The 21070-nt window shown below is 67.7% G+C and carries 12 protein-coding genes and 1 pseudogene; 11 read left to right on the forward strand and 2 right to left on the reverse strand.

From position 1 onward, the window contains the following. Together inhA and ABW137_RS25440 are read left to right on the forward strand one after the other, a co-directional pair. A partial coding sequence (gene inhA, locus ABW137_RS25435; RefSeq protein WP_526404236.1) for an NADH-dependent enoyl-ACP reductase InhA occupies positions 1–774 on the forward strand: 774 nt, incomplete at its 5' end. 5 nt (positions 775–779) lie between these two features. Continuing rightward, positions 780–1847: a ferrochelatase gene (locus ABW137_RS25440; protein WP_526404237.1), complete on the forward strand. Its 1068-nt coding sequence runs from the start codon at positions 780–782 to the stop codon at positions 1845–1847. Here the strand turns inward: ABW137_RS25440 and ABW137_RS25445 are convergent. Continuing rightward, positions 1813–2691 (reverse strand): Rv1486c family protein, encoded by an 879-nt coding sequence (locus tag ABW137_RS25445; RefSeq protein ID WP_526404238.1) that lies wholly within the window; start codon positions 2689–2691, stop codon positions 1813–1815. The genes ABW137_RS25440 and ABW137_RS25445 overlap by 35 nt on opposite strands. Positions 2692–2750: 59 nt before the next feature. Here ABW137_RS25445 and ABW137_RS25450 point away from each other — a divergent pair, with 59 nt between their 5' ends. Genes ABW137_RS25450 through ABW137_RS25460 form a run of 3 tightly spaced genes read left to right on the forward strand, consistent with a single transcriptional unit; the run spans position 2751 to position 4787 of the window. After that, positions 2751–3182, forward strand: a complete 432-nt coding sequence (locus tag ABW137_RS25450; protein WP_526404239.1) for an NfeD family protein — start codon at positions 2751–2753, stop codon at positions 3180–3182. A 19-nt stretch (positions 3183–3201) separates the two neighbouring features. After that, a complete protein-coding gene (locus tag ABW137_RS25455) occupies positions 3202–4422 on the forward strand; it encodes an SPFH domain-containing protein (RefSeq protein ID WP_526404240.1) in 1221 nt (406 codons plus the stop codon). Between the two features lie 11 nt (positions 4423–4433). Continuing rightward, positions 4434–4787, forward strand: a complete 354-nt coding sequence (locus ABW137_RS25460) for a DoxX family protein (RefSeq protein WP_526404241.1) — start codon at positions 4434–4436, stop codon at positions 4785–4787. Here ABW137_RS25460 and ABW137_RS25465 read toward each other — a convergent pair. Next, complete coding sequence (locus tag ABW137_RS25465) at positions 4777–5520, reverse strand: TVP38/TMEM64 family protein (RefSeq protein WP_526404242.1); 744 nt, start codon at positions 5518–5520, stop codon at positions 4777–4779. The genes ABW137_RS25460 and ABW137_RS25465 overlap by 11 nt on opposite strands. Before the next feature lie 144 nt (positions 5521–5664). Here ABW137_RS25465 and ABW137_RS25470 point away from each other — a divergent pair, with 144 nt between their 5' ends. The 6 genes and pseudogenes from ABW137_RS25470 (at position 5665) to ABW137_RS25495 (ending at position 20913) form a co-directional block, all read left to right on the forward strand. After that, positions 5665–7593: a methylmalonyl-CoA mutase family protein gene (locus ABW137_RS25470; protein ID WP_526404243.1), complete on the forward strand. Its 1929-nt coding sequence runs from the start codon at positions 5665–5667 to the stop codon at positions 7591–7593. Between the two features lies 1 nt (position 7594). Then, positions 7595–9871 (forward strand): annotated as a pseudogene (gene scpA, locus ABW137_RS25475) (methylmalonyl-CoA mutase); the annotation flags it as partial. A gap of 78 nt (positions 9872–9949) precedes the next feature. Further along, a complete protein-coding gene (gene meaB, locus ABW137_RS25480) occupies positions 9950–10918 on the forward strand; it encodes a methylmalonyl Co-A mutase-associated GTPase MeaB (RefSeq protein WP_526404244.1) in 969 nt (322 codons plus the stop codon). Between the two features lie 139 nt (positions 10919–11057). After that, complete coding sequence (lipL, locus tag ABW137_RS25485) at positions 11058–12323, forward strand: esterase/beta-lactamase LipL (RefSeq protein ID WP_526404245.1); 1266 nt, start codon at positions 11058–11060, stop codon at positions 12321–12323. Positions 12324–13131: 808 nt separating this feature from the next. Continuing rightward, positions 13132–19410 carry a sulfolipid-1 biosynthesis phthioceranic/hydroxyphthioceranic acid synthase gene (pks2, locus tag ABW137_RS25490; protein ID WP_526404246.1) on the forward strand — a complete coding sequence of 2093 codons (6279 nt, stop codon included), beginning with the start codon at positions 13132–13134 and terminating at the stop codon, positions 19408–19410. A gap of 72 nt (positions 19411–19482) precedes the next feature. Further along, positions 19483–20913 carry a condensation domain-containing protein gene (locus ABW137_RS25495; protein ID WP_526404247.1) on the forward strand — a complete coding sequence of 477 codons (1431 nt, stop codon included), beginning with the start codon at positions 19483–19485 and terminating at the stop codon, positions 20911–20913. The last annotated feature ends 157 nt before the right edge of the window (positions 20914–21070 follow it).

Here is a 21070-nt window from a genome sequence, read left to right on the forward strand (position 1 = left end):
ACGGGGATCATCACCGACTCGTCGATCGCGTTCCACATCGCCAAGGTCGCTCAAGAGGCGGGCGCGGAATTGGTGTTGACCGGCTTCGACCGGATGAAGTTGATCCAGCGGATCGCCGACCGGCTGCCGAACCCGGCGCCGCTGCTCGAGCTCGACGTGCAGAACGACGAGCATCTCGACTCGTTGGCCCAGCGCGTCACCGAGGTCATCGGTGAGGGCAACAAGCTCGACGGCGTGGTGCACTCGATCGGCTTCATGCCGCAGACCGGGATGGGCATCAACCCGTTCTTCGACGCGCCATATGCCGACGTCGCCAAGGGCATTCACATCTCCGCCTACTCGTACGCCTCGCTCGCCAAGGCCGTGCTGCCGATCATGAACTCCGGCGGCGGCATCGTCGGCATGGACTTCGACCCGACCCGAGCCATGCCCGCCTACAACTGGATGACCGTCGCCAAGAGTGCGCTCGAATCGGTCAACCGCTTCGTCGCCCGCGAGGCCGGTCCGTTCGGCGTGCGTTCCAATCTCGTTGCCGCGGGCCCGATCCGCACCTTGGCGATGAGTGCCATCGTCGGTGGCGCGCTCGGCGCGGAGGCCGGTGACCAGATGAAGCTGCTCGAAGAGGGCTGGGATCAGCGGGCGCCCATGGGCTGGAACATGAAGGACCCGACCCCCGTCGCGAAGACGGTGTGCGCGTTGATGTCCGACTGGCTGCCCGCCACCACCGGCACCATCGTCTACGCTGACGGCGGCGCCAGCACTCAGCTGTTGTAGCAGAAATGACGGCGTCAGACTTCGATGCTCTCTTGGTGCTGTCGTTCGGCGGTCCCGAGGGCCCCGAGCAGGTTCGGCCGTTCCTGGAGAACGTGACTCGGGGGCGCAACATCCCGCCGGAACGCCTCGACGACGTCGCCGAGCACTACTTCCACTTCGGTGGCGTTTCGCCGATCAACGGCATCAACCGTCGACTGATCGAGCAGGTGCGGGCCGAACTGGACCGTCGCGGCGAGGACCTGCCCGTCTACTTCGGCAACCGCAACTGGGACCCGTTCGTCGAGGACACCGTCGCCACCATGCGCGACGACGGGGTTCGCCGGGCCGCGGTGTTCGCCACCTCCGCGTGGGGCGGGTACTCCGGTTGCACCCAGTACAACGAGGACATCGCCAGAGCCCGCGCGGCGGTCGGAGACGGTGCCCCCGAACTGGTCAAGCTGCGCCACTACTTCGACCATCCGCTGTTCGTCGAGATGTTCGCCGACAGCATCAGGAGCGCCGAGGATTCGCTGCCGGAGGGCCTGCGCGGCGATGCCAGGCTGGTGTTCACCGCACACTCGATTCCGATCGCCGCCGACGAACGTCACGGCCCTCGCCTGTACAGCAGCCAAGTGGCATACGCGACGCGACTGGTGGCCGACGCGGTGGGACGCAACGACTACGACCAGGTGTGGCAATCTCGTTCCGGGCCGCCGCAGATCCCTTGGCTGGAACCCGATGTGGGCGACCACGTCGCGGCGCTCGTCGAGGCGGGCACCAAGGCCGTCGTGGTGTGCCCGATCGGTTTCGTCGCCGACCACATCGAGGTGGTGTGGGATCTGGACAACGAATTGCGCGAGCAAGCCGAGAAGGCCGGTATCGTGCTGGCGCGGTCGACCACCCCCAATGCCGATCCGCGGTTCGCGCGCCTGGTGCTGAGTCTGATCGACGAGCTGCGCTACGACACCGAACCGGCACGGGTGTCGGGACCGCGTGCGGTGGCCGGGTGCGGGTTCGACGTCAACGGACAGCCCTGCCCATCGTCGCCGCGTTGCGTGGCTACGTTCGCCACGCCGAGTGCAGGATCGCGTTGATCGCCGCCAGGCGCGCCGACCTGACCACGGTGGCCAACGGCTGAAGTGCGTCATTCGCGATCTGCATCTCCGAGCTCGACTGCAGCCCGATGGGCATCAACCCCGAACTCACGGTGATGATCGCGTCGACGTGGGCGGCGTTCTCCAATACGCGCAACGCCCGTTCTGGCGCATGGTCGGGCGCCCTGTGCAGCCGCCCCGACTCCAAGACCTGTTCGACGAGGCCGCGGGGATCGGCGACGTCGGCGGCGGTCATGCCCGCGCGCAGGGTGCCCAACGCATCCGCAGCCGAGCGCACCGCGGCGCGCAGTTCGTACTCGGCGAGGCCGAGGTCGAGCTGCTCGACCGGCGGCGGGGTGGGAAGTGAGTACACGGTCCAGGACAGTCCGGACGGCTCCGGATAGTGGTCGCCCACGTCGTCGGGGTCGGGCAGGTCGTAGTCCGGATCGCTGTCGTCGTAGGCGAACTCCGGAACGAGGCCGACGGCGCCGGTCGCATCGTGTGACACGGTGAGCGCCTCACCAGCCGCGATCGCGTCCGTCTTGAACTGGGTGCCGGGGGCGAGACCTCGAACGTCACCGGGAATGGGCAGCGCCACCGAGATGACCGGCTCGCGGCCCGGCGTGCCTGCGGCGGCGCGCAGCGTCTGCAACAGCGTCACCGACCCGGAGTCAGTGAGGTCCGGCCACGGCAGCCCGGTCCGGCCCGCGGCGACGGAATCGTAGGCAGTCACGGAATGTCTTGGCGCCCACTGCGATAGAGCGTCGAGAACGTCGTCGGGCGCGGCCGCGCCTGCGAGCCAGGCGTTGGCCCACACGGAGAGGGAAACACTGGGGCACCACATGATGCACGCAGTGTAGTTGTTGACGGCTCGGACGGCGTTGCAGCGGCTACGCTGAGAACATGGGCGCATTGATCTGGCTCGTCGCGGCGCTCGGCCTGGCGGGCGCGGAGGCGCTGACCGGTGACCTGTTCCTGCTCATGCTCAGCGGCGGGGCGCTCGCAGCCGCTGGATCCAATGCGCTCTTCGGATGGCCGATCTGGGCCGACGGAGCCGTCTTCCTCGTCGTGTCGCTCCTGCTGGTGGTGCTGGTCCGTCCGGCGCTGCGCAAGCGGTTCACGGCGGGCACCGGCCTTCCTGAGCCGATGAAGGCACTCGAGGGCAAGAGCGCGCTGGTGATCGATCGCGTGGGCCGCCACGAGGGCCAGGTGAAACTGGAGGGCGAGGTCTGGACGGCGCGCCCACTCGACGACAACGACGTCTACGAAACCGGCGACCACGTCACCGTCATGCGCATCGACGGCGCCACCGCAATCGTCTTCAAGGCCATCTGAGGGTTAGAGAGGAACTGCCATGGAGGGTGCCGTGTTCGGCCTGGTGCTGGCCGCGGTGCTGGTGATCTTCGCCATCATCGTCGTCGCCAAATCGGTCAAGGTGATACCGCAGGCCGAGGCCGCGGTCATCGAACGGCTGGGCCGGTACAGCAAGACCGTGTCCGGTCAGCTGACGCTGTTGCTGCCCTTCGTCGACAAGATCCGCGCCAGGGTCGACCTCCGCGAGCGGGTGGTGTCCTTTCCACCGCAGCCGGTCATCACCGAGGACAACCTGACGGTCAACATCGACACCGTCGTCTACTTCCAGGTCACCGAACCGCGGGCCGCGGTCTACCAGATCAGCAACTACATCGTCGGCGTCGAGCAGTTGACCACCACCACGCTGCGCAACGTCGTGGGCGGCATGACGCTCGAGCAGGCCCTGACGTCCCGCGATTCGATCAACGGACAGCTCCGCGGTGTGCTCGACGAGGCCACCGGTCGCTGGGGACTGCGGGTCGCCCGCGTCGAACTTCGCAGCATCGACCCACCGCCGTCGATTCAGGACTCCATGGAGAAGCAGATGCGCGCCGACCGCGAGAAGCGCGCCATGATCCTGACCGCCGAGGGCAATCGCGAGGCGTCCATCAAGCAGGCCGAGGGGCAGAAGCAAGCCCAGATCCTGTCCGCCGAGGGCGCCAAGCAGGCCGCGATTCTCGCCGCCGAGGCCGACCGCCAGTCGCGCATGCTGCGGGCTCAGGGTGAACGTGCCGCGTCGTATCTCCAGGCCCAAGGCCAGGCCAAGGCGATCGAGAAGACGTTCGCGGCGATCAAGGCCGGTCGTCCGACGCCCGAGATGCTGGCCTACCAGTACCTGCAGACACTGCCACTGATGGCCAAGGGCGAGGCGAACAAGGTCTGGATCGTGCCGAGCGACTTCGGTTCTGCGCTGCAGGGTTTCACCAAGATGTTGGGTGCACCCGGCGAGGACGGCGTCTTCCGCTACACCCCGTCGCCGGTCGAGGGCGACCTGCCCAAGCCCGAGGACGACTCGGCCGAGGTGGCCGAGTGGTTCAACACGCAGACCGACCCGGAGATCGCCCAGGCCGTCGCGCAGGCCGTCGCCGAGGCGCGGACGCCGGTGTCGGGCGTCATCGACCCGCCGCCGCAGTACGCACCGCTCTCACAGCAGGCACAGCCGCCTGCGATGGGATACGGCCAGCAACCGCCACCACCGCCCCCGCGACACGGCACCCAATAGGCGGCCGACGAATGCTGATCTCGAAGAAGACCTACGCGGTGCTCGCGGCGATTCAGGCGGGCGACGCGGTCGCGTCCGCGATCCCGCTGCCCGCCATCGAGAAGGCACTCGACGACGTCGGACTCGACGAGCGGTTGCGCCCCCTGCTCCCGGTGGTCAAGGGCGCGGCGGCCATCGGGCTGGTGTCGGTGTACCGGTTCCCGAGGCTGGCGCGACTGACGACGTTCATGCTGGTGGTGTACTTCGTGCTGGCCGCGGGGTCTCACGTGCGAGCCAAGGACTGGAGTCCCGGGCTGGTGGCCGCGTCGTCGTTCCTGGCGCTGTACGCGGTGTTGACGGTGAAGGGGCCGCCAGTCACCCCGTGATCGCGGGTTCGGTCGCCTGTTCGGCGTCGGGAACCTCTCGGGCGTGACGGCGGTGACTGCGCACCTCGTAGACAAGGCCCGCGATGCCGAGGCTCGCGGTGCACACCGACAGCAGGAATAGCAACGGGCTGACGTTGCCGGTGAGCGCATCGCCGAAGATCACGATGGCCGCGGTGCCGGGCAGCAGACCCGCGACCGTCGCCAGCGTGTAGGGCCACACCCGAACCGATGACGCCGCGGCGGTGTAGTTGAGAACTGAGAACGGCACCGCGGGAATCATCCGCATCGACAGCACCGTCGGCCAGCCGCGCCGGCGGAGTCGGGCGTTCACGGCGTGAAGTCTCGGAGTCGAGGCGAGCTTGTCGAACTGCCAGCCCGCAGCCCTCACCAGCAGCAGCGCGATGACCGCGCTGAGGGTGCTGGCGACGAGCGCAAGCGCCACGCCGAGAAGCGGCCCGAAGAGCAGCCCCGCCGCCAGGGTGAACGCCGTTCGCGGGAAGGGGAAGACGGTGACGACGACGTGGGCGGCGAGGAAGGCCAGCGGAAACCACGGCCCGAGTGACGTCGCCCAGTCGCGCAGCTGCAGCGCCGAGGGGAGCGGCACGAACCACACCAGTGCGACGAGGATCACAGCAACCCCGGCTAGGGCCGCGACCCGACGCTTCGGGACCTGGGCCGCCGTGGTCACCACCGCGGCCCGGACCACCCGCAACGTGCCGACGACGGACTTCACGCCTGCCAAGGGTACTTGCCATCGGGCCCTGGTTCCGGGTGGCGCGGTCGAGCCGGTATGCGAGGTCGAGGCGAGCCCGTGATCGCGATCATTTAGCCTGATGGACGGGTGGTTCGTCACACGCGCGACAAAGGGGAGCAGCCAGTGTCCGTACACGAGTCCAGTGCCAACGCAGGCACCTTGGAAGCGGATCGCGAAAGCTGGCGCGCCGCGGTCGCCGGCGTCCTTGCCAAGAGCAGGCGGAAGGATGCCAGCGACCTCGGTGCCGAGCCGGAGCGGCTCCTCGACTCGCCCACCTACGACGGGTTCTCGATCCGGCCGCTCTACACCGGACTCGACGCCGTCGCCGAACCCCCGCTCCCAGGCCAGTGGCCGTTCGTGCGTGGCGGCGACGCACTGCGCGACACGCGGTCCGGCTGGAAGGTGGCGGAGGTCTTTCCGCTTGCGGGCCAAGCGGCCGTCTCCGACGGCAACTCGGCAGTGCTCGACGCGCTCACCGATGGGGTGAGTGCGGTGGTGTTGCGTGTGGGGGCGGGGGACGGCGCTGGGGCGAGCGAAGCGACGGGGGATGGTGCTGGGGATGGCGGAGCGACGGGGGACGGATACGTCGCAGTGGACGACGTCGATCGTCTGCTCGAGGGAGTGTTCCTCGAGCTGGTGCCGGTGGTGGTCGACGCAGGTGCGGACTACGCCGCGGCTGCCGATGCCGTGCTGGCCCTGGTCACCGACTTCGACGACGAGAAGCGGCGCACGCTGTCGATCGACCTCGGGGCCGATCCGTTGACGGCGCCGTTGGTCGACCGCGCCTCGGTCGGCCTCGACACGGTGCTCGCGACGGCGGCGACGACCGCCGCCTTCGGTGGCGGGGTGCGGGCGATCACGGTCGACGGATCGGCCTTTCACGACCTCGGTGCCAGCGCGTCGTGGGAACTTGCTGGTGCCGTCGCGGTCGGTACCAGTTACCTGCGGGCGCTCACCGAGAGCGGGCTATCGACCTCGGATGCGTTGCGGCAGATCAGCTTCCGGTACGCCGCGGACGACGATCAATTCACCACGATCGCCAAGCTGCGGGCGGCCCGCCAGCTGTGGGCCAGGGTTGCCGAGGTCCTCGGCGAACCCGCCGACGGCGCCGCGACCGTTCACGCGGTCACGTCACGGCCGATGATGGCTCAGCGCGATCCGTGGGTGAACATGCTGCGCACCACCCTCGCGGCCTTCGGTGCCGGTGCCGGTGGCGCGGACACGGTGCAGGTGCATCCGTTCGACAGTGCCATACCCGGTGGGTTACCCGGTGTGGCAAGGACTTTCGCGCGCCGGATGGCGCGCAACACCCAACTGCTGCTCCTGGAGGAGTCGCACATCGGTCGCGTGCTGGACCCGGCGTGCGGATCGTGGTTCGTCGAGGACCTGACCCGTCGGCTCGCCGAGGAGGCGTGGTCGCACTTTCAGGACGTCGAGTCCCGAGGCGGGTTCAGCGCGGCCCGCGACCACGTGATCGGCAGGATCGCCGACGTACGCACCCGCCGCAGCGACGACGTCGCGCACCGGCGAGTCGCCCTGACCGGCGTGAACGAGTATCCGAATCTGGCGGAGGCGCCGTTGCCCGCATCGACGCCCGGGCCGGGGGTCAGCAGGTATGCGGCGGGCTTCGAGGCGCTGCGCGACCGGTCCGATGCCCACCTGGCGGCGACCGGGGCGCGCCCACAGGCGGTGCTGCTTCCGCTGGGGCCGTTGGCCGAGCACAACATCCGTACGACGTTCGCGGCCAACCTGCTGGCCTCGGGCGGCGTGCACACCGTGAATCCCGGGCCGATCGCCGCGGCGGGCGTTGCCAGCGCGCTCGCCGAGGCGGGCCACCCCGTAGCCGCCGTGGTGTGCGGCACCGACGCGCGTTACGGCACCGATGCCGACGCCGTGGTGGAGGCGGCGCGGGCAGCCGGTGTTTCGCACGTGTACCTGGCCGGGCCGGAGCGGGCGGTGGCTGATTGCGCGAACAAACCCGACGAGTACCTGACCGCGAACATCGACGCAATCGCGGCGTTGTCCACCCTGCTGACCCGATTGGGGGCCTGAGATGGCTTCTGCAGACGTCGCCGCCGATGCGGCTCCGGGCGTCAAGCCCGTCATCGACAGTTTCGCCGAGGTTCCGCTGTACGGCGACCGCGCGGGCGAACCGGCCACTGAGTCGGCGGTCGCCGACCACGTGGCGGCCGCCGCCGCCGCGCACGGTTACACGCCCGAGCAGCTGGACTGGGTCACGCCCGAGGGCATCGACGTCAAGCCGGTATACGTCGAGGCCGACCGGCAAGCCGTGGTCGACGCCGGCTATCCGCTTGACTCCTTTCCCGGTGCCCCACCGTTCGTCCGCGGGCCGTACCCGACGATGTACGTCAACCAGCCGTGGACCATCCGGCAGTACGCGGGGTTCTCGACCGCCGCCGAGTCCAACGCCTTCTACCGTCGCAACCTGGCCGCCGGGCAAAAGGGTCTGTCGGTGGCCTTCGACCTGGCGACCCACCGCGGCTACGACTCGGACCACCCGCGTGTCGCTGGTGACGTCGGAATGGCTGGGGTGGCAATCGATTCCATTCTCGACATGCGCCAGCTCTTCGACGGCATCGACTTGTCGACGGTGTCGGTGTCGATGACGATGAACGGCGCGGTGCTGCCGATCCTGGCGCTGTACGTCGCCGCGGCCGAGGAACAGGGGGTGCCGCCGGAGAAGTTGGCGGGGACCATCCAGAACGACATCCTCAAGGAGTTCATGGTCCGCAACACCTACATCTATCCGCCGAAGGCCTCGATGCGGATCATCTCCGACATCTTCGGCTACACCAGCGTGAAGATGCCGAAGTACAACTCGATCTCCATTTCCGGCTATCACATCCAGGAAGCCGGTGCGACAGCCGATCTGGAGCTGGCGTACACGCTGGCCGACGGCGTCGAGTACATCAAGGCGGGCCTGGATGCGGGCCTGTCGATCGACAAGTTCGCACCGCGGCTGTCATTCTTCTGGGGCATCGGCATGAACTTCTTCATGGAGGTCGCCAAGCTTCGCGCGGGCCGGCTGCTGTGGAGCGAGCTCGTCGCCCAGTTCGACCCCAAGAGTGACAAGTCGCTGTCCCTGCGTACGCACTCGCAGACCTCGGGGTGGTCGCTGACGGCGCAGGATCCGTTCAACAACGTCGCCCGCACGTGCATCGAGGCGATGGCCGCCACGCAGGGACACACCCAGTCGCTGCACACCAACGCGCTCGACGAGGCGCTGGCACTACCGACGGACTTCTCGGCGCGCATCGCTCGCAACACTCAGTTGCTTCTGCAGCAGGAGTCCGGCACCACCCGACCGATCGATCCCTGGGGTGGTTCGTATTACGTGGAGTGGCTGACTCATCAGCTGGCCGAGAAGGCTCGCGCGCACATCGAAGAGGTCGCCGAGCACGGCGGCATGGCTGCGGCGATCGGCGAGGGCATTCCGAAGCTGCGCATCGAGGAGGCCGCGGCACGGACCCAGGCTCGCATCGACTCGGGCGCGCAAACGGTGATCGGCATCAACAAGTATCAGGTGGACTCCGATCAAGAGGTCGAGGTCCTCAAGGTCGAGAACAGCCGCGTACGGGGTGAGCAAATCGCCAAGCTTGCGCAGCTGCGGTCCGACCGCGACGAGCAGGCCACTCAGGCCGCGCTGGCCGAGTTGTCAAGGGCGGCAGGAGCATCCGGCCTGGCAGGGGAGGACGGCCTCGGCAACAACCTATTGGCGCTGGCCATCGACGCCGCCAGGGCTAAGGCGACGGTCGGAGAGATCTCCGACGCCCTGGAGAAGGTCTATGGACGCCATCAGGCCGAGATCCGCACCATCGCGGGCGTGTACCGAGACGAGGTGGGCAAGGTCAGTAACGTCACGGCTGCAACCGAATTGGTCGAGAAGTTCGCCGAGGCCGACGGCCGCAGGCCGCGCATCCTGGTGGCCAAGATGGGGCAGGACGGCCACGACCGTGGGCAGAAGGTGATCGCCACCGCATTCGCCGACATCGGCTTCGACGTCGACGTCGGCTCGCTGTTCTCGACGCCCGAAGAGGTGGCGCGTCAGGCCGCGGACAACGACGTGCACGTGGTGGGTGTCTCGTCGCTGGCCGCGGGTCACCTGACGCTGGTGCCCGCTCTGCGCGATGCGCTGACCGAGGCAGGCCGCCCCGACATCATGGTGGTGGTGGGCGGCGTCATCCCGCCCGGCGACTTCGACGAGCTCTACGAGGCGGGTGCGACTGCGATCTTCCCGCCGGGCACGGTGATCGCCGACGCTGCGATCGGCCTGCTGGAGAAGTTGGGGGAGCGGCTGGGCTATCGGCTCGGAGGGCAGGAGCGAAGCGACCCGGGAAATCGCACCGGAGGGCAGGAGCGAAGCGACCCGGGGAGTGATCTCGACTAGATGAACTCCTCGGACCTCGCTCAGGCCATTCGTCGCGGCGATCGTTCCGCGCTGCCGCGGGCGATCACCCTCGTCGAATCGACGAGGGCGGATCACCGGGAGCAGGCTCAGCAGCTGCTGATGGAGTTGATGCCCGACGCGGGGAGAGCCGTTCACGTCGGCATCACGGGGGTGCCCGGGGTGGGCAAGTCGACGACGATCGAGGCCCTCGGCATGTACCTCATCGAGCACGGCCACCGGGTGGCCGTGCTCGCCGTCGATCCGTCGTCGACCAGAACGGGTGGTTCGATTCTGGGCGACAAGACGCGCATGGCGCGGTTGGCGCAACACCGGAACGCCTACATTCGGCCGTCACCCACGTCGGGCACCCTCGGCGGAGTCGCGAAGGCGACCAGGGAGACCATCGTCCTGCTGGAGGCCGCGGGGTTCGACGTCGTGCTCGTCGAGACGGTTGGCGTCGGCCAGTCGGAGGTGACCGTCGCCAACATGGTGGACACCTTCGTGTTCTTGACTCTGGCGCGGACCGGCGACCAACTGCAGGGCATCAAGAAGGGTGTTCTGGAACTCGCGGACGTGGTCGTGGTGAACAAGGCCGACGGCAAACATGCGATGGAGGCCAAGGCCGCCGCCAGAGAACTGAGCGGTGCGATTCGGTTGCTGTATCCGCGGGAGACGTTGTGGCGGCCGCCGGTGCTGACGATGAGCGCACTGGAGGGAACTGGGCTCTCCGAGATGTGGGACGCCGTTCTGGCCCACCGCAAGGTGCTTGAGGGTGCCGGCGAATTCGAGGCGCGCCGACGCACCCAGCAGGTGGACTGGATGTGGTCGATGGTTCGCGACGCGGTGCTGGACAAGGTGATGTCGAATGACGACGTCAGAGCGATGCGGCGGGATGTCGAGCGGCGGGTGCGCGACGGTGAACTCACCGCCGCACTCGGTGCGCAGCAGATCCTCGGCGCCGTCCACTGATTCCGGCTCGACGAGCCGCGCGAACGGGGTGGTGGCGGCCGTGCCACCGGGGGAGCGCACGTCGTGCCTGCGTTGCTTCGATTAACGAATCGGTAACATCCGGATCGTTTGCCCGGGCTCCGCAGGTAAAGTGCGAATTGTGACTCAGGTAACCCCGACAGCTTCCGGGGCGACGCTGCCCCGAGGTGTGTCGGGCGCCGCCGACCCAAACTTCGCATGTGTGCTTCGAAGCTTCGCGGCGATGTTCCCGCATCGTCGACTGGGCGGCGGGGCGCTGTCCGTCTACCTGGATGGTCAGCCGGTCGTGGACGTCTGGACCGGGTGGGCCGATCGACGGGGCACGCGGCCGTGGACCACCGACACCGGAACGATGGTGTTCTCGGCAACCAAGGGAATGGCCTCAACGGTCATTCACCGACTCGCCGACCGCGGGCTGATCGACTACGACGCTCCGGTTTGCGAGTACTGGCCAGCGTTCGCGGCCAACGGCAAGGCGTCGATCACCGTTCGTGACCTCATGCGGCACCGCGCGGGACTGTCACAACTCAACGGCGCAGCCGGCGTGGACCTACTGGATCACCTCCTGATGGAGGACCGGTTGGCGGCGGCGCCGATGGGCTGGTTCAAGAACGTGCCTGCCTATCACGCGTTGACGTATGGGTGGCTGATGTCGGGCCTGGCACGCGCGGTCACCGGCCGCGGCATGCGCGACTTGATCCGCGTCGAGCTCGCTCAGCCCCTCAACACCGACGGTCTGCACCTTGGGAGGCCGCCCGCCGCGGCACCGACGCAGCCGGCCCAGATCATCGGCCCTCAAAGCCGGTTCCAGAATCCGGTCTTCAACGTCTTGGCGCCGCGGGTCGCCGCCCTTCCCTTCTCGGGTGGCTTCGGCTCGATGTACTTCCCTGGCATGAAGGCAACGGTCCAGGGCGACATGTCGATCCTGGATGCCGAGCTGCCTGCCGCCAACGGAGTGGCGACGGCGCGCGGCCTTGCGCGCATGTACGGCGCGATCGCCAACGGCGGTCAGATCGACGGCACGCAGTTTCTATCGGCCGAACTGGTGGCCGTTCTCACCGGCAGGCCGAGCCTGTACCCGGACGCGGGTCTCCTCATGCCGCTGTCCTTTCATCTCGGTTATCACGGGTTGCCGCTGCCGGGTGTGATGCCCGGGTTCGGGCACGTCGGCCTCGGTGGCTCGATCGGCTGGGCGGACCCTGCCAGCGGGATGGCGTTCGGCCTCGTCCACAACCGGCTGCTGACGCCGTTGGTGGTCGGTGATCAAGCCAGTTTCGTCGCCATTGCCGCGTTGATTCGCCGCGGAGTCGCCTCGGCGCGCCGGAATGGCTTCGTTGCGGTGACCGACTTCGGGGCACCGTTCTCCGAGCTGTCTGCAGCGGTCTAACTGCGTCGCCGGATGCAGCCCCAGCTACCTTCTCGCTGACTTGGGTCCCAGAGCTCCGGTTTTGCCCGACAACATTCGTTGTCTAACGAAATAAGCTGTGTGACAGCTAGTTTCGGTGCTCGACCGTCTTTTCGCAGGTCATCTGAGGGCTAGCGCGCTACGCTCCGCTCAGCGGGTTGCCAGCACATCATCTGTGGTGATCATCGTTATTGCCTGTGCGATTGCCAGACGATCGGCCAGCGACGTCGGGGGAGCGCTGGCGGAGGGTCACCCCGCGGCTGCCAGCGTCGCGCGCGTCACGATCGCTTGTTCCCAACCACAGCGTCACAACCACCTATTTCCTGGGAAAACTGCTTTTCATCTCGCTTGATTTGACGGGATTCGTCATTCACGATAATGAGTTTTCCAAACCATGATTTTCTCGCTCGTATTCCACAGCTGTTTAAGTTTGCCAGACCACCCCCAAGCGAAAACTTAGCCGTTCACACTTCTTGTCGCTAGATTTTGGTGTGCTCGCAATTTCGGGTATTACCGCAGTTCAGCGGTCCAAAAAGGATCGAGAAGACGAACGGGTAGCTACCGGTGTAATGTCCCCGCCGAGGAATGTTGGCCACGAAGGGCCGGTAATTGATTTGCCGAACTTTTTCATACTAATGGTCCGGTTCGCAGCGTCGCGAGCCGTATCACAAATGGCGACTATCGCCACGATATGGAAGGGAACGGCTGGCAGGCGCGGTGTCGCGGCCTGACATTCCTTGCATCACCGGGTCGGGGGCCCTGGTACGTCCGTTGAAGAGGGTGAAAATAAGTGGTTGAGACACCGAGCTGCCCAGTCGCCGTGATCGGCATGGCATGCCGACTGCCGGGCGGTATCGACTCGCCTGCGGGTCTATGGGAAGCGCTCCTCCGTGGCGAGGACTTCGTCACCAAGGTGCCGCTGGATCGATGGGACGCCGAGGAGTACTTCGACCCGGAGCCAGGCGTTCCCGGCCGATCGGTCTCCAAGTGGGGAGCGTTCCTGGACGACGTCGCGGGCTTCGACGCCGAGTTCTTCGGCATCAGCGAGCGCGAGGCCGAGGTCACCGACCCCCAGCATCGCCTGCTGCTGGAAACGGCGTGGGAAGCCATCGAACACGGAGGCGTCGACCCGGCCACACTGGCGAAGTCCCAGACCGGCGTCTTCATGGGCCTGACCGGCTGCGACTACGAGCTCTTGGTCGCCGACGCCGGTGTCATCGACGGCCCGTACGGCTACACCGGGCAGAACTTCAGCATGGCGTCCGGCCGTATTTCCTACGCCCTTGGCGCCAACGGCCCCGCCTACACGGTCGACTCGGCGTGCTCGTCGAGCCTGCTCGCCGTTCACATGGCCTGTGGCAGCCTGCGTGACGGCGAGAGCAACCTCGCCCTCGCCGGTGGCGTGTCGATCATGCTGGAGCCCCGCAAGATGTCCTCTGGGTCGGCGCAGGGCATGCTCTCGCCGACCGGCAAGTGCCACGCCTTCGACGTGAACGCCGACGGCTTCGTCTCCGGTGAGGCGTCGGTCGTCGTGATGCTCAAGCGCCTCTCGGACGCGCAGGCCGATGGCGACCGCATTCTCGCCGTCATCCGCGGGACCGCGGCGAATCAGGACGGCCATACGGTCAACATCGCCACCCCGTCCCGCGATGCGCAGGTCGAGGTTTATCAGACGGCCCTGGCGAGGGGCGGCGTCGACCCGACGACGGTCGGCATGATCGAGGCCCACGGGACGGGCACGCCCGTCGGTGACCCCATCGAGTTCTCCAGCTTGGCAACGGTCTACGGGACAGCGGGGCCCTGCGCGATCGGGTCGGCGAAGACGAACTTCGGACACGGTCAATCAGCGTCGGGCGCGCTCGGGCTGATGAAGGCCGTCCTCTCGCTGCAGCACGGCACGGTTCCGCAGAACCTGCACTTCACCGCCATGCCCGAGGAAATGGCGAAGATCGACACGAATCTCTTCGTCCCCGCGGAGGCCACGCCGTGGCCCATCGACGGTCACCACCCGCGCCGCGCGGCCGTGTCGTCCTACGGCTTCTCCGGTACCAACGTGCACGCCGTACTCGAGCAGGCGCCCGCCGATCAGAAGGTCGTCGACGGATCTCGCGAGGCCTCCGAATTGACCGGCGCCAAGCTGTTCCCGCTGTCCGCGACCTCGGTCGAGGAGCTGCGCAACACCGCGGGCCGCCTCGCCGACTGGCTTGAGAAGCAGGACGACGACGCCGTACCCGCCACCGACCTGGCAGATCTGGCCTATACATTGGCGCGCCGCCGTGCGCACCGGCGGGTGCGAACGGTGGTCATGGCCACCGACCGCGCCGAGCTCATCTCCGCGCTTCGCGGGGTGGCCGACGAAGAGGTGCCCTACGAGCCCGCAGTCGGCCAGGGCGACCTCGGGCCGGTGTGGGTGTTCTCCGGTCAGGGATCGCAGTGGGCCGCGATGGGCGTCGGACTGCTGGCCGCCGAGCCGGTGTTCGCCGAGACGATCGCCAAGCTCGAGCCGTTGATCGCCGCCGAATCGGGATTCTCGGTCACCGAGGCGATGACGGCACCCGAGAAGGTGTCCGGGATCAACCAGGTGCAGCCGACCATCTTCGCCGTGCAGGTCGCGCTCGCGGCCACGATGAAGTCCTACGGTGTGGTGCCCGGCGCCGTCGTCGGCCACTCGATGGGCGAGGTGGCCGCCGCGGTGGTCTCCGAGGCCCTATCGCTCGAAGACGGCGTAAAGGTCATCTGCCGCCGTTCCAAGCTGATGGCTGGAATCGCGGGCTCGGGCGCGATGGCATCGGTCGAAATGCCCGCCCAGCAAGTGCTTTCGGAGCTGGCCGCCCGCGGAGTCACCGACGTGGTGCTCTCGGTGGTCGCATCGCCGACGTCGGCGGTGGTCGGCGGGGCGAAGGACTCGGTCCGTGCGCTCGCCGAGGAGTGGGAGGCCCGCGGTGTGATGGCGCGCGAGGTCGCCGTCGACGTGGCGTCCCACTCGCCTCAGGTCGACCCGATCCTCGATGAGTTGGCCTCGGTGCTCGAGGACATCACGCCGATGGAACCCACGATCCCGTACTACTCGTCGACCCTCTACGACCCGCGCGACCCGGCCGAATTCGATGCCTGGTACTGGGTCGACAACCTGCGCCACGCCGTCCGTTTCTCGGCGGCGGTCAACGCAGCGCTGGAGGACGGCTTCCGGGTGTTCGGCGAGCTCTCGCCGCACCCGCTGCTCACCCACGCCGTGGGTCAGAACGCCAGCAGCCAGGACATCCGCATCGCAGCGCTCGCCAGCATGCGACGCGAGCAGGAGCTGCCGCACGGCCTCCGCGGATTCGTGGCCGACCTGCACGGTGCCGGCGCGGCACTCGACTTCGGCGTGCTGTGGCCGGACGCGTCGCTCGTCGATGCACCGCTGCCGACGTGGACCCACGTTCCGCTGCTGCTCGCCCGCGAGGGCCAGGAGCAGGGCTCGTCCCACCTCGCCGTTCACCCGCTGCTCGGCGCGCACGTCAAGCTGCCGGAGGAGCCGGAGCGCCACGTCTGGCAGTCCGACGTTGGCACCGATGCCCAGCCGTGGCTGGCCGACCACCAGGTGCACAACATCGCGGCGCTGCCCGGTGCGGCCTACTGCGAGATGGCGCTGGCGGCGGCACGCACCGTCGTCGGGGGTGCGGCAGAGGCCCGTGACATCGTCTTCGAGGACATGTTGCTGCTCGAGGAGTCATCGCCAGTCTCGGCGGTCGCATCGATCACGCCTGCCGGCGCCATCGACTTCCAGGTCGTGACGCACCACGAGGGCGCTGAAGTCCGGAGGGCCAAGGCAGTCCTGCAAGCGGCCGACGAGGAGGGCGAAACCACCTCGTATGACATCGCCGAGCTGATGGCGGCGCACCCCGTGGAGTTGGACGGGGCCGACATGCGCGATTGGTACGAAGCGCGCGGCATCCAGTACGGACCCGCCTTCAGCGGTCTGACGGCCGCGCACGCGACAGAAGGGCCCGGGGGGACCGTGCTCGCCGCGGTGGCGCTGCCTGGCTCGATCCGTTCGCAGCAGGGCGCCTACGGAATCCATCCTGCGCTTCTTGACGTGTGCTTCCAGGCCGTCGGTGCGCATCCCGATCTGCACGCCGACACCACCGGCACGTTGATGCTGCCGCTGGGTGTGCGGCGGCTGCGCGCACACGCGTCGACCCGCAACGCCCACTACTGCTATGTGCAGTTGCTCAGCGCCAACGCCGGCGCGGTCGAGGTGGACATCGAGGTGCTCGACGAGCACGGCGCAGTCCTGCTCACCGTGAACGGCCTGCGTCTCGGTACGGGAGTGTCCGAGGCCGGCCAGCGTGAACGGACGCTGAACGAGCGCCTGTTGACCATCGACTGGCGGCGCCAGGACGCACCGGAGGCCGACACCGCGGCCGCAGGCGAGTGGCTGGTCGTCGCCACCGACGAGGCCGACATGCTGTCGACTGAGTTGGCCGAGGCGATGAAGATCTTGGAAGCCCAAGCCACCACCATGATCTGGACGCCAGTCGGGGATCAGTCCGCGCTGGCTGAGCAACTGCAGGCGCAGCTGGTGGCGCGCCCCTTCAGCGGCGTGGTGGTCGTCACGCCGCCGTTCGGCGGTTCGACCGACGCCGAATCAGCCCGCAGGGGCGCGGATTTGGTGCGCCACGTGGTGCACATCGTCCAGCAGCTGCCCGACGTTCCCGGTGAGCCGCCGCGTTTGACGGTGGTCACCCGGGGTGCCCAGACCGTCGTCGACGGCGACGTCGCGAACCTGGAGCAGGGCGGTCTACGGGGCCTCATGCGGGTCATCGGCATGGAGCATCCCGGCCTGGCCGCGACGACGGTCGATCTCGACGACGCAACCGACGTGAAATCCGTTGCTGCGCAACTCCTTGCGGGTTCCGACGAGGACGAGACGGCGTGGCGGAAGGGCGAGTGGTACACCGCCCGCCTCAACCTGACGCCGCTGCAGCCCGAGGAGCGCCGGTCGACGGTGGTCGACCCGAGCCAGCACGGAATGCGGCTCCAGGTCCGTGCCCCCGGTGATCTGCAGTCGGCCGAGTTGGCCGCCTACGACCGGGTTCCGCCGGGCCCCGGCCAGATCGAGGTGTCGGTCGCGGCGTGCAACCTGAACTTCGCCGACGTGCTCATCGCCTTCGGTCGGTACCCGAGCTTCGAAGGGCGACTGCCCCAGCTCGGTGCCGACTTCGCGGGCGTGGTCACGGCCGTGGGCGACGGTGTCACCGACCACCAGGTCGGCGATCGGGTGGCAGGCATCTCGACCGATGGAGCGTGGTGCACGTTCGTCACGTGCGACGCCGGTCTGGCAGTGAAGATCCCCGAGGGCATCACCGAGGGCCAGGCGGCCGCCGTGCCCAGTGCACACGCCACCGCCTGGTACGGGTTGCACGATCTGGCTCACATGGACGAGGGCGACAAGGTCCTCATCCACTCGGCCACCGGCGGCGTCGGTCAGGCCGCGATCGCCATGGCCAAGGCCGTCGGCGCCGAGATCTACGCGACTGCGGGCACGCCGGAGAAGCGAGATATGTTGCGCGACATGGGAATCGAGTACGTCTACGATTCGCGCAGCACCGACTTCGCCGAGCTCATCCGCAAGGACACCGACGGGTACGGCGTCGACGTCGTGCTCAACTCGCTGCCAGGAGCGGCGCAGCGGGCTGGCTTGGAGCTGTTGGCCCCCAGCGGTCGGTTCGTCGAGATCGGCAAGCGGGACATCTACGGCGACACCAAGATGGGGTTGTTCCCGTTCCGCCGCAATCTGTCCTTCTACGCCGTCGACCTGGCTCTTCTGACCATCACCAAGCCAGCCAAGCTGAGGCGCCTGCTGAACACGATCTATCGGCAGATCGCCGACGGGGTGTTGCCCGCTCCGCAGACGACGCACTACCCGCTGGAGGAGGCGTCGACCGCAATCCGCGTGATGGGAGCGGCCGAACACACCGGCAAGTTGGTGCTCGACGTTCCGCACACCGGCTCCTATGACGTCGTCCTTCCTCCGGAGCAGGCACACCCGTTCCGGGCCGACGGCTCCTACGTCATCACCGGCGGTCTCGGCGGTCTCGGTTTGTTCCTCGCCGAGAAGATGGCCACGGCGGGCAGCGGACGAATCATCCTCAACGGCCGGTCGAACCCGAAACCCGAAGCGCTGGAAGCCATCGAGCGCATCCGGGCGCTCGGCGCCGAAGTCGAGGTCGAACTCGGCGACATCGCCGAGAGCGACACGGCAGGCCGGCTGGTCAAGGCCGCGACCGCGACCGGGCTGCCACTGCGGGGCGTACTGCACGCGGCGGCGCTGGTCGAGGACGCCACGCTGGCCAACATCACCGACGAATTGGTCGAACGTGACTGGGCGCCCAAGGCGTACGGCGCGTGGCATCTGCACGAGGCGACGGAGTCGCAACCGCTGGACTGGTTCTGCTCGTTCTCGTCGGCGGCGGCGATGGTGGGTTCACCGGGGCAGGGCGCGTACGCGGCGGCCAACAGCTGGCTGGACGCCTTCACCCATTGGCGCCGTGCCAACGGCCTGCCTGCGAGTTCGATCGCGTGGGGTGCCTGGGCCGAGATCGGCAAGGGTCAGGGCATGGCCGAGGACGCCTCGATGGCCATCGCGCCGGACGACGGTGCCTACGCATTCGACGCGCTGCAACGGGTGAACCGCGACTACAGCGGCTACGCACCGATTGCGGGCACGCCGTGGTTGACGGCGTTCGCGCAGACGAGCAAGTTCGCCGAGGCGTTCCAGTCGATGGGCCAGGGACGTTCGGGCACCAGCGAATTCCTGCTTGAGCTGATGGAGCTCCCGCAGGAGGAATGGCCCGCCCGCGTGAGGCGGCTGATCTCCGATCAGATCAGCCTGATCCTGCGTCGGTCGGTCGATCCCGACCGCCCGCTGTCGGAGTACGGCCTCGATTCGCTCGGTAACCTCGAACTCCGCACCCGGGTGGAAACCGAGACCGGTGTGCGGATCACCGCCACCGACATCACCACCATCCGCGGTCTGGCGGACGCGGTTTGCGAGAAGTTGGCTCCTTCGGAGGAGGCGGCTTGATGCTCCAGCGGGAAACGACAAGTCACCCCGACGTCGTGGTGCACCAACGCAGTGAAGGGGAGGAGTGAACCGATGCTGGCTGGGCTTCTGGACATCGTCAGGATCGACGAGTGGGATCCGGGCACGGGATCGGTAACCTCCTGGCACGGGTCGCCCGCCTCGCGCGCGAAGGCGATGGCAGCACCCGTGAGCACCGTGCCCGCCAGTTACATGCAGGCGCAACACATCCGGGGCTTCCACGAGTTCGCCGAACGCGGGCTGGACTATTCGCGGATGATCTCCGTCTCCTGGGATCAGCCGGGGCAGTGCGACCTCCGCGCGATGAACTACGTCATCAACGCGCACCTGCGTCGGCACGACACCTACCGCAGCTGGTTCGAGTGGAAGGACGAGGGCCGCATCGTCCGACACACGATGCAGAACCCCAACGACGTCAAGTTCGTGCCGACCAAGCGCGGCCAGATGTCGGCGAAGGACTTCCAGCAGGTCATCCAGGACACCCCGGACCTGAACGGGTGGGACTGCTTCCAGTTCGGCATCATTCAGTACGAGGAGCACTTCACCTTCTACTTCATCGTCGACCACGTCCATGTCGACCCCATGATGATGGGGACGCTGTACGTGGAGATCCACCAGATCTACGAGATGATTCGACAGGGCGGCGCGCCGCCAGCTCTTCCCGAGCCCAGCGGGTACGACGACTTCTGCGTGCGACAGCATCAGCTGACGTCTTCGTTGTCGGCCGAGTCGCCGGAGGTCCGTCGGTGGGTGGACTTCACCAGCGCCAACGACGGTGCGCTGCCAGACTTCGCGCTGCCGCTCGGCGACCCGGACGCGAAGTGCGGCGGTGCCGTCATGGTGGTGCAGTTGATGAACGGTGAGCAGACGCAGAAGTTCGAATCCGCCTGCATCGCTGCGGGAGCGCGCTTCGTCGGCGGTGTCTTCGCCGCCGCGGCTGTCGCGCAGTACCGCCTGACGGGTGTCGACTCCTACTTCGGCATGACGCCCAAGGATCTGCGCACCAAGCCCGAGGAGTACGTCACCACCGGCTGGTTCACCGGAATGATCCCGGTCGACGTCCCCGTCGTCGATGGTTCCTTCGCCCAGACGGTGCGCGCCGCGCAGAAGTCGTTCGATGGCAACACCGACCTGGCTCAGGTCCCGTTCGACCGGGTGCTGGAGCTGGTTCCGCGGCTTCGGCGTTCGCACCGCGGGTTCCCGATGCTGGCCTACCTCGACGCCGGACTTCCGCCGCTGTCGGCGGTGGTGGCCTCCAAGGCAGGCGATGCCAACGCCCGCACCTTCTGCGACGGTCTGAGCCCAGCGCACATCTGCATGTGGGTGGGCCGCGTCGGCGACGAGACGTCGCTGACGGTGTTCTATCCCGACAACGCCATCGCCAGGGATTCGGTCAACCGCTACGTCGAGGCCATGCAAGAGGTCTACGTCGGCGTGGCGGAGGGTCGCGAAGTGGCCGTCACCTCCATGCGGGAGACGGCTTGATAGCTCGCCCGCGCGAGCGGGCACGATGAGCGCTCGCGCGAAGAGCGAGGGGGCACGATGAGCGCTCGCGCGAAGAGCGAGGGGGCACGATGAGCGCTCGCGCGAAGAGCGAGGGGGCACGAGGAGCGCTTGCGCGAAGAGCGAGGGGACTGATCAG

The sequence above is a fragment of the Mycobacterium sp. genome (genome assembly GCF_040509115.1).
GTDB lineage: Bacteria > Actinomycetota > Actinomycetes > Mycobacteriales > Mycobacteriaceae > Mycobacterium.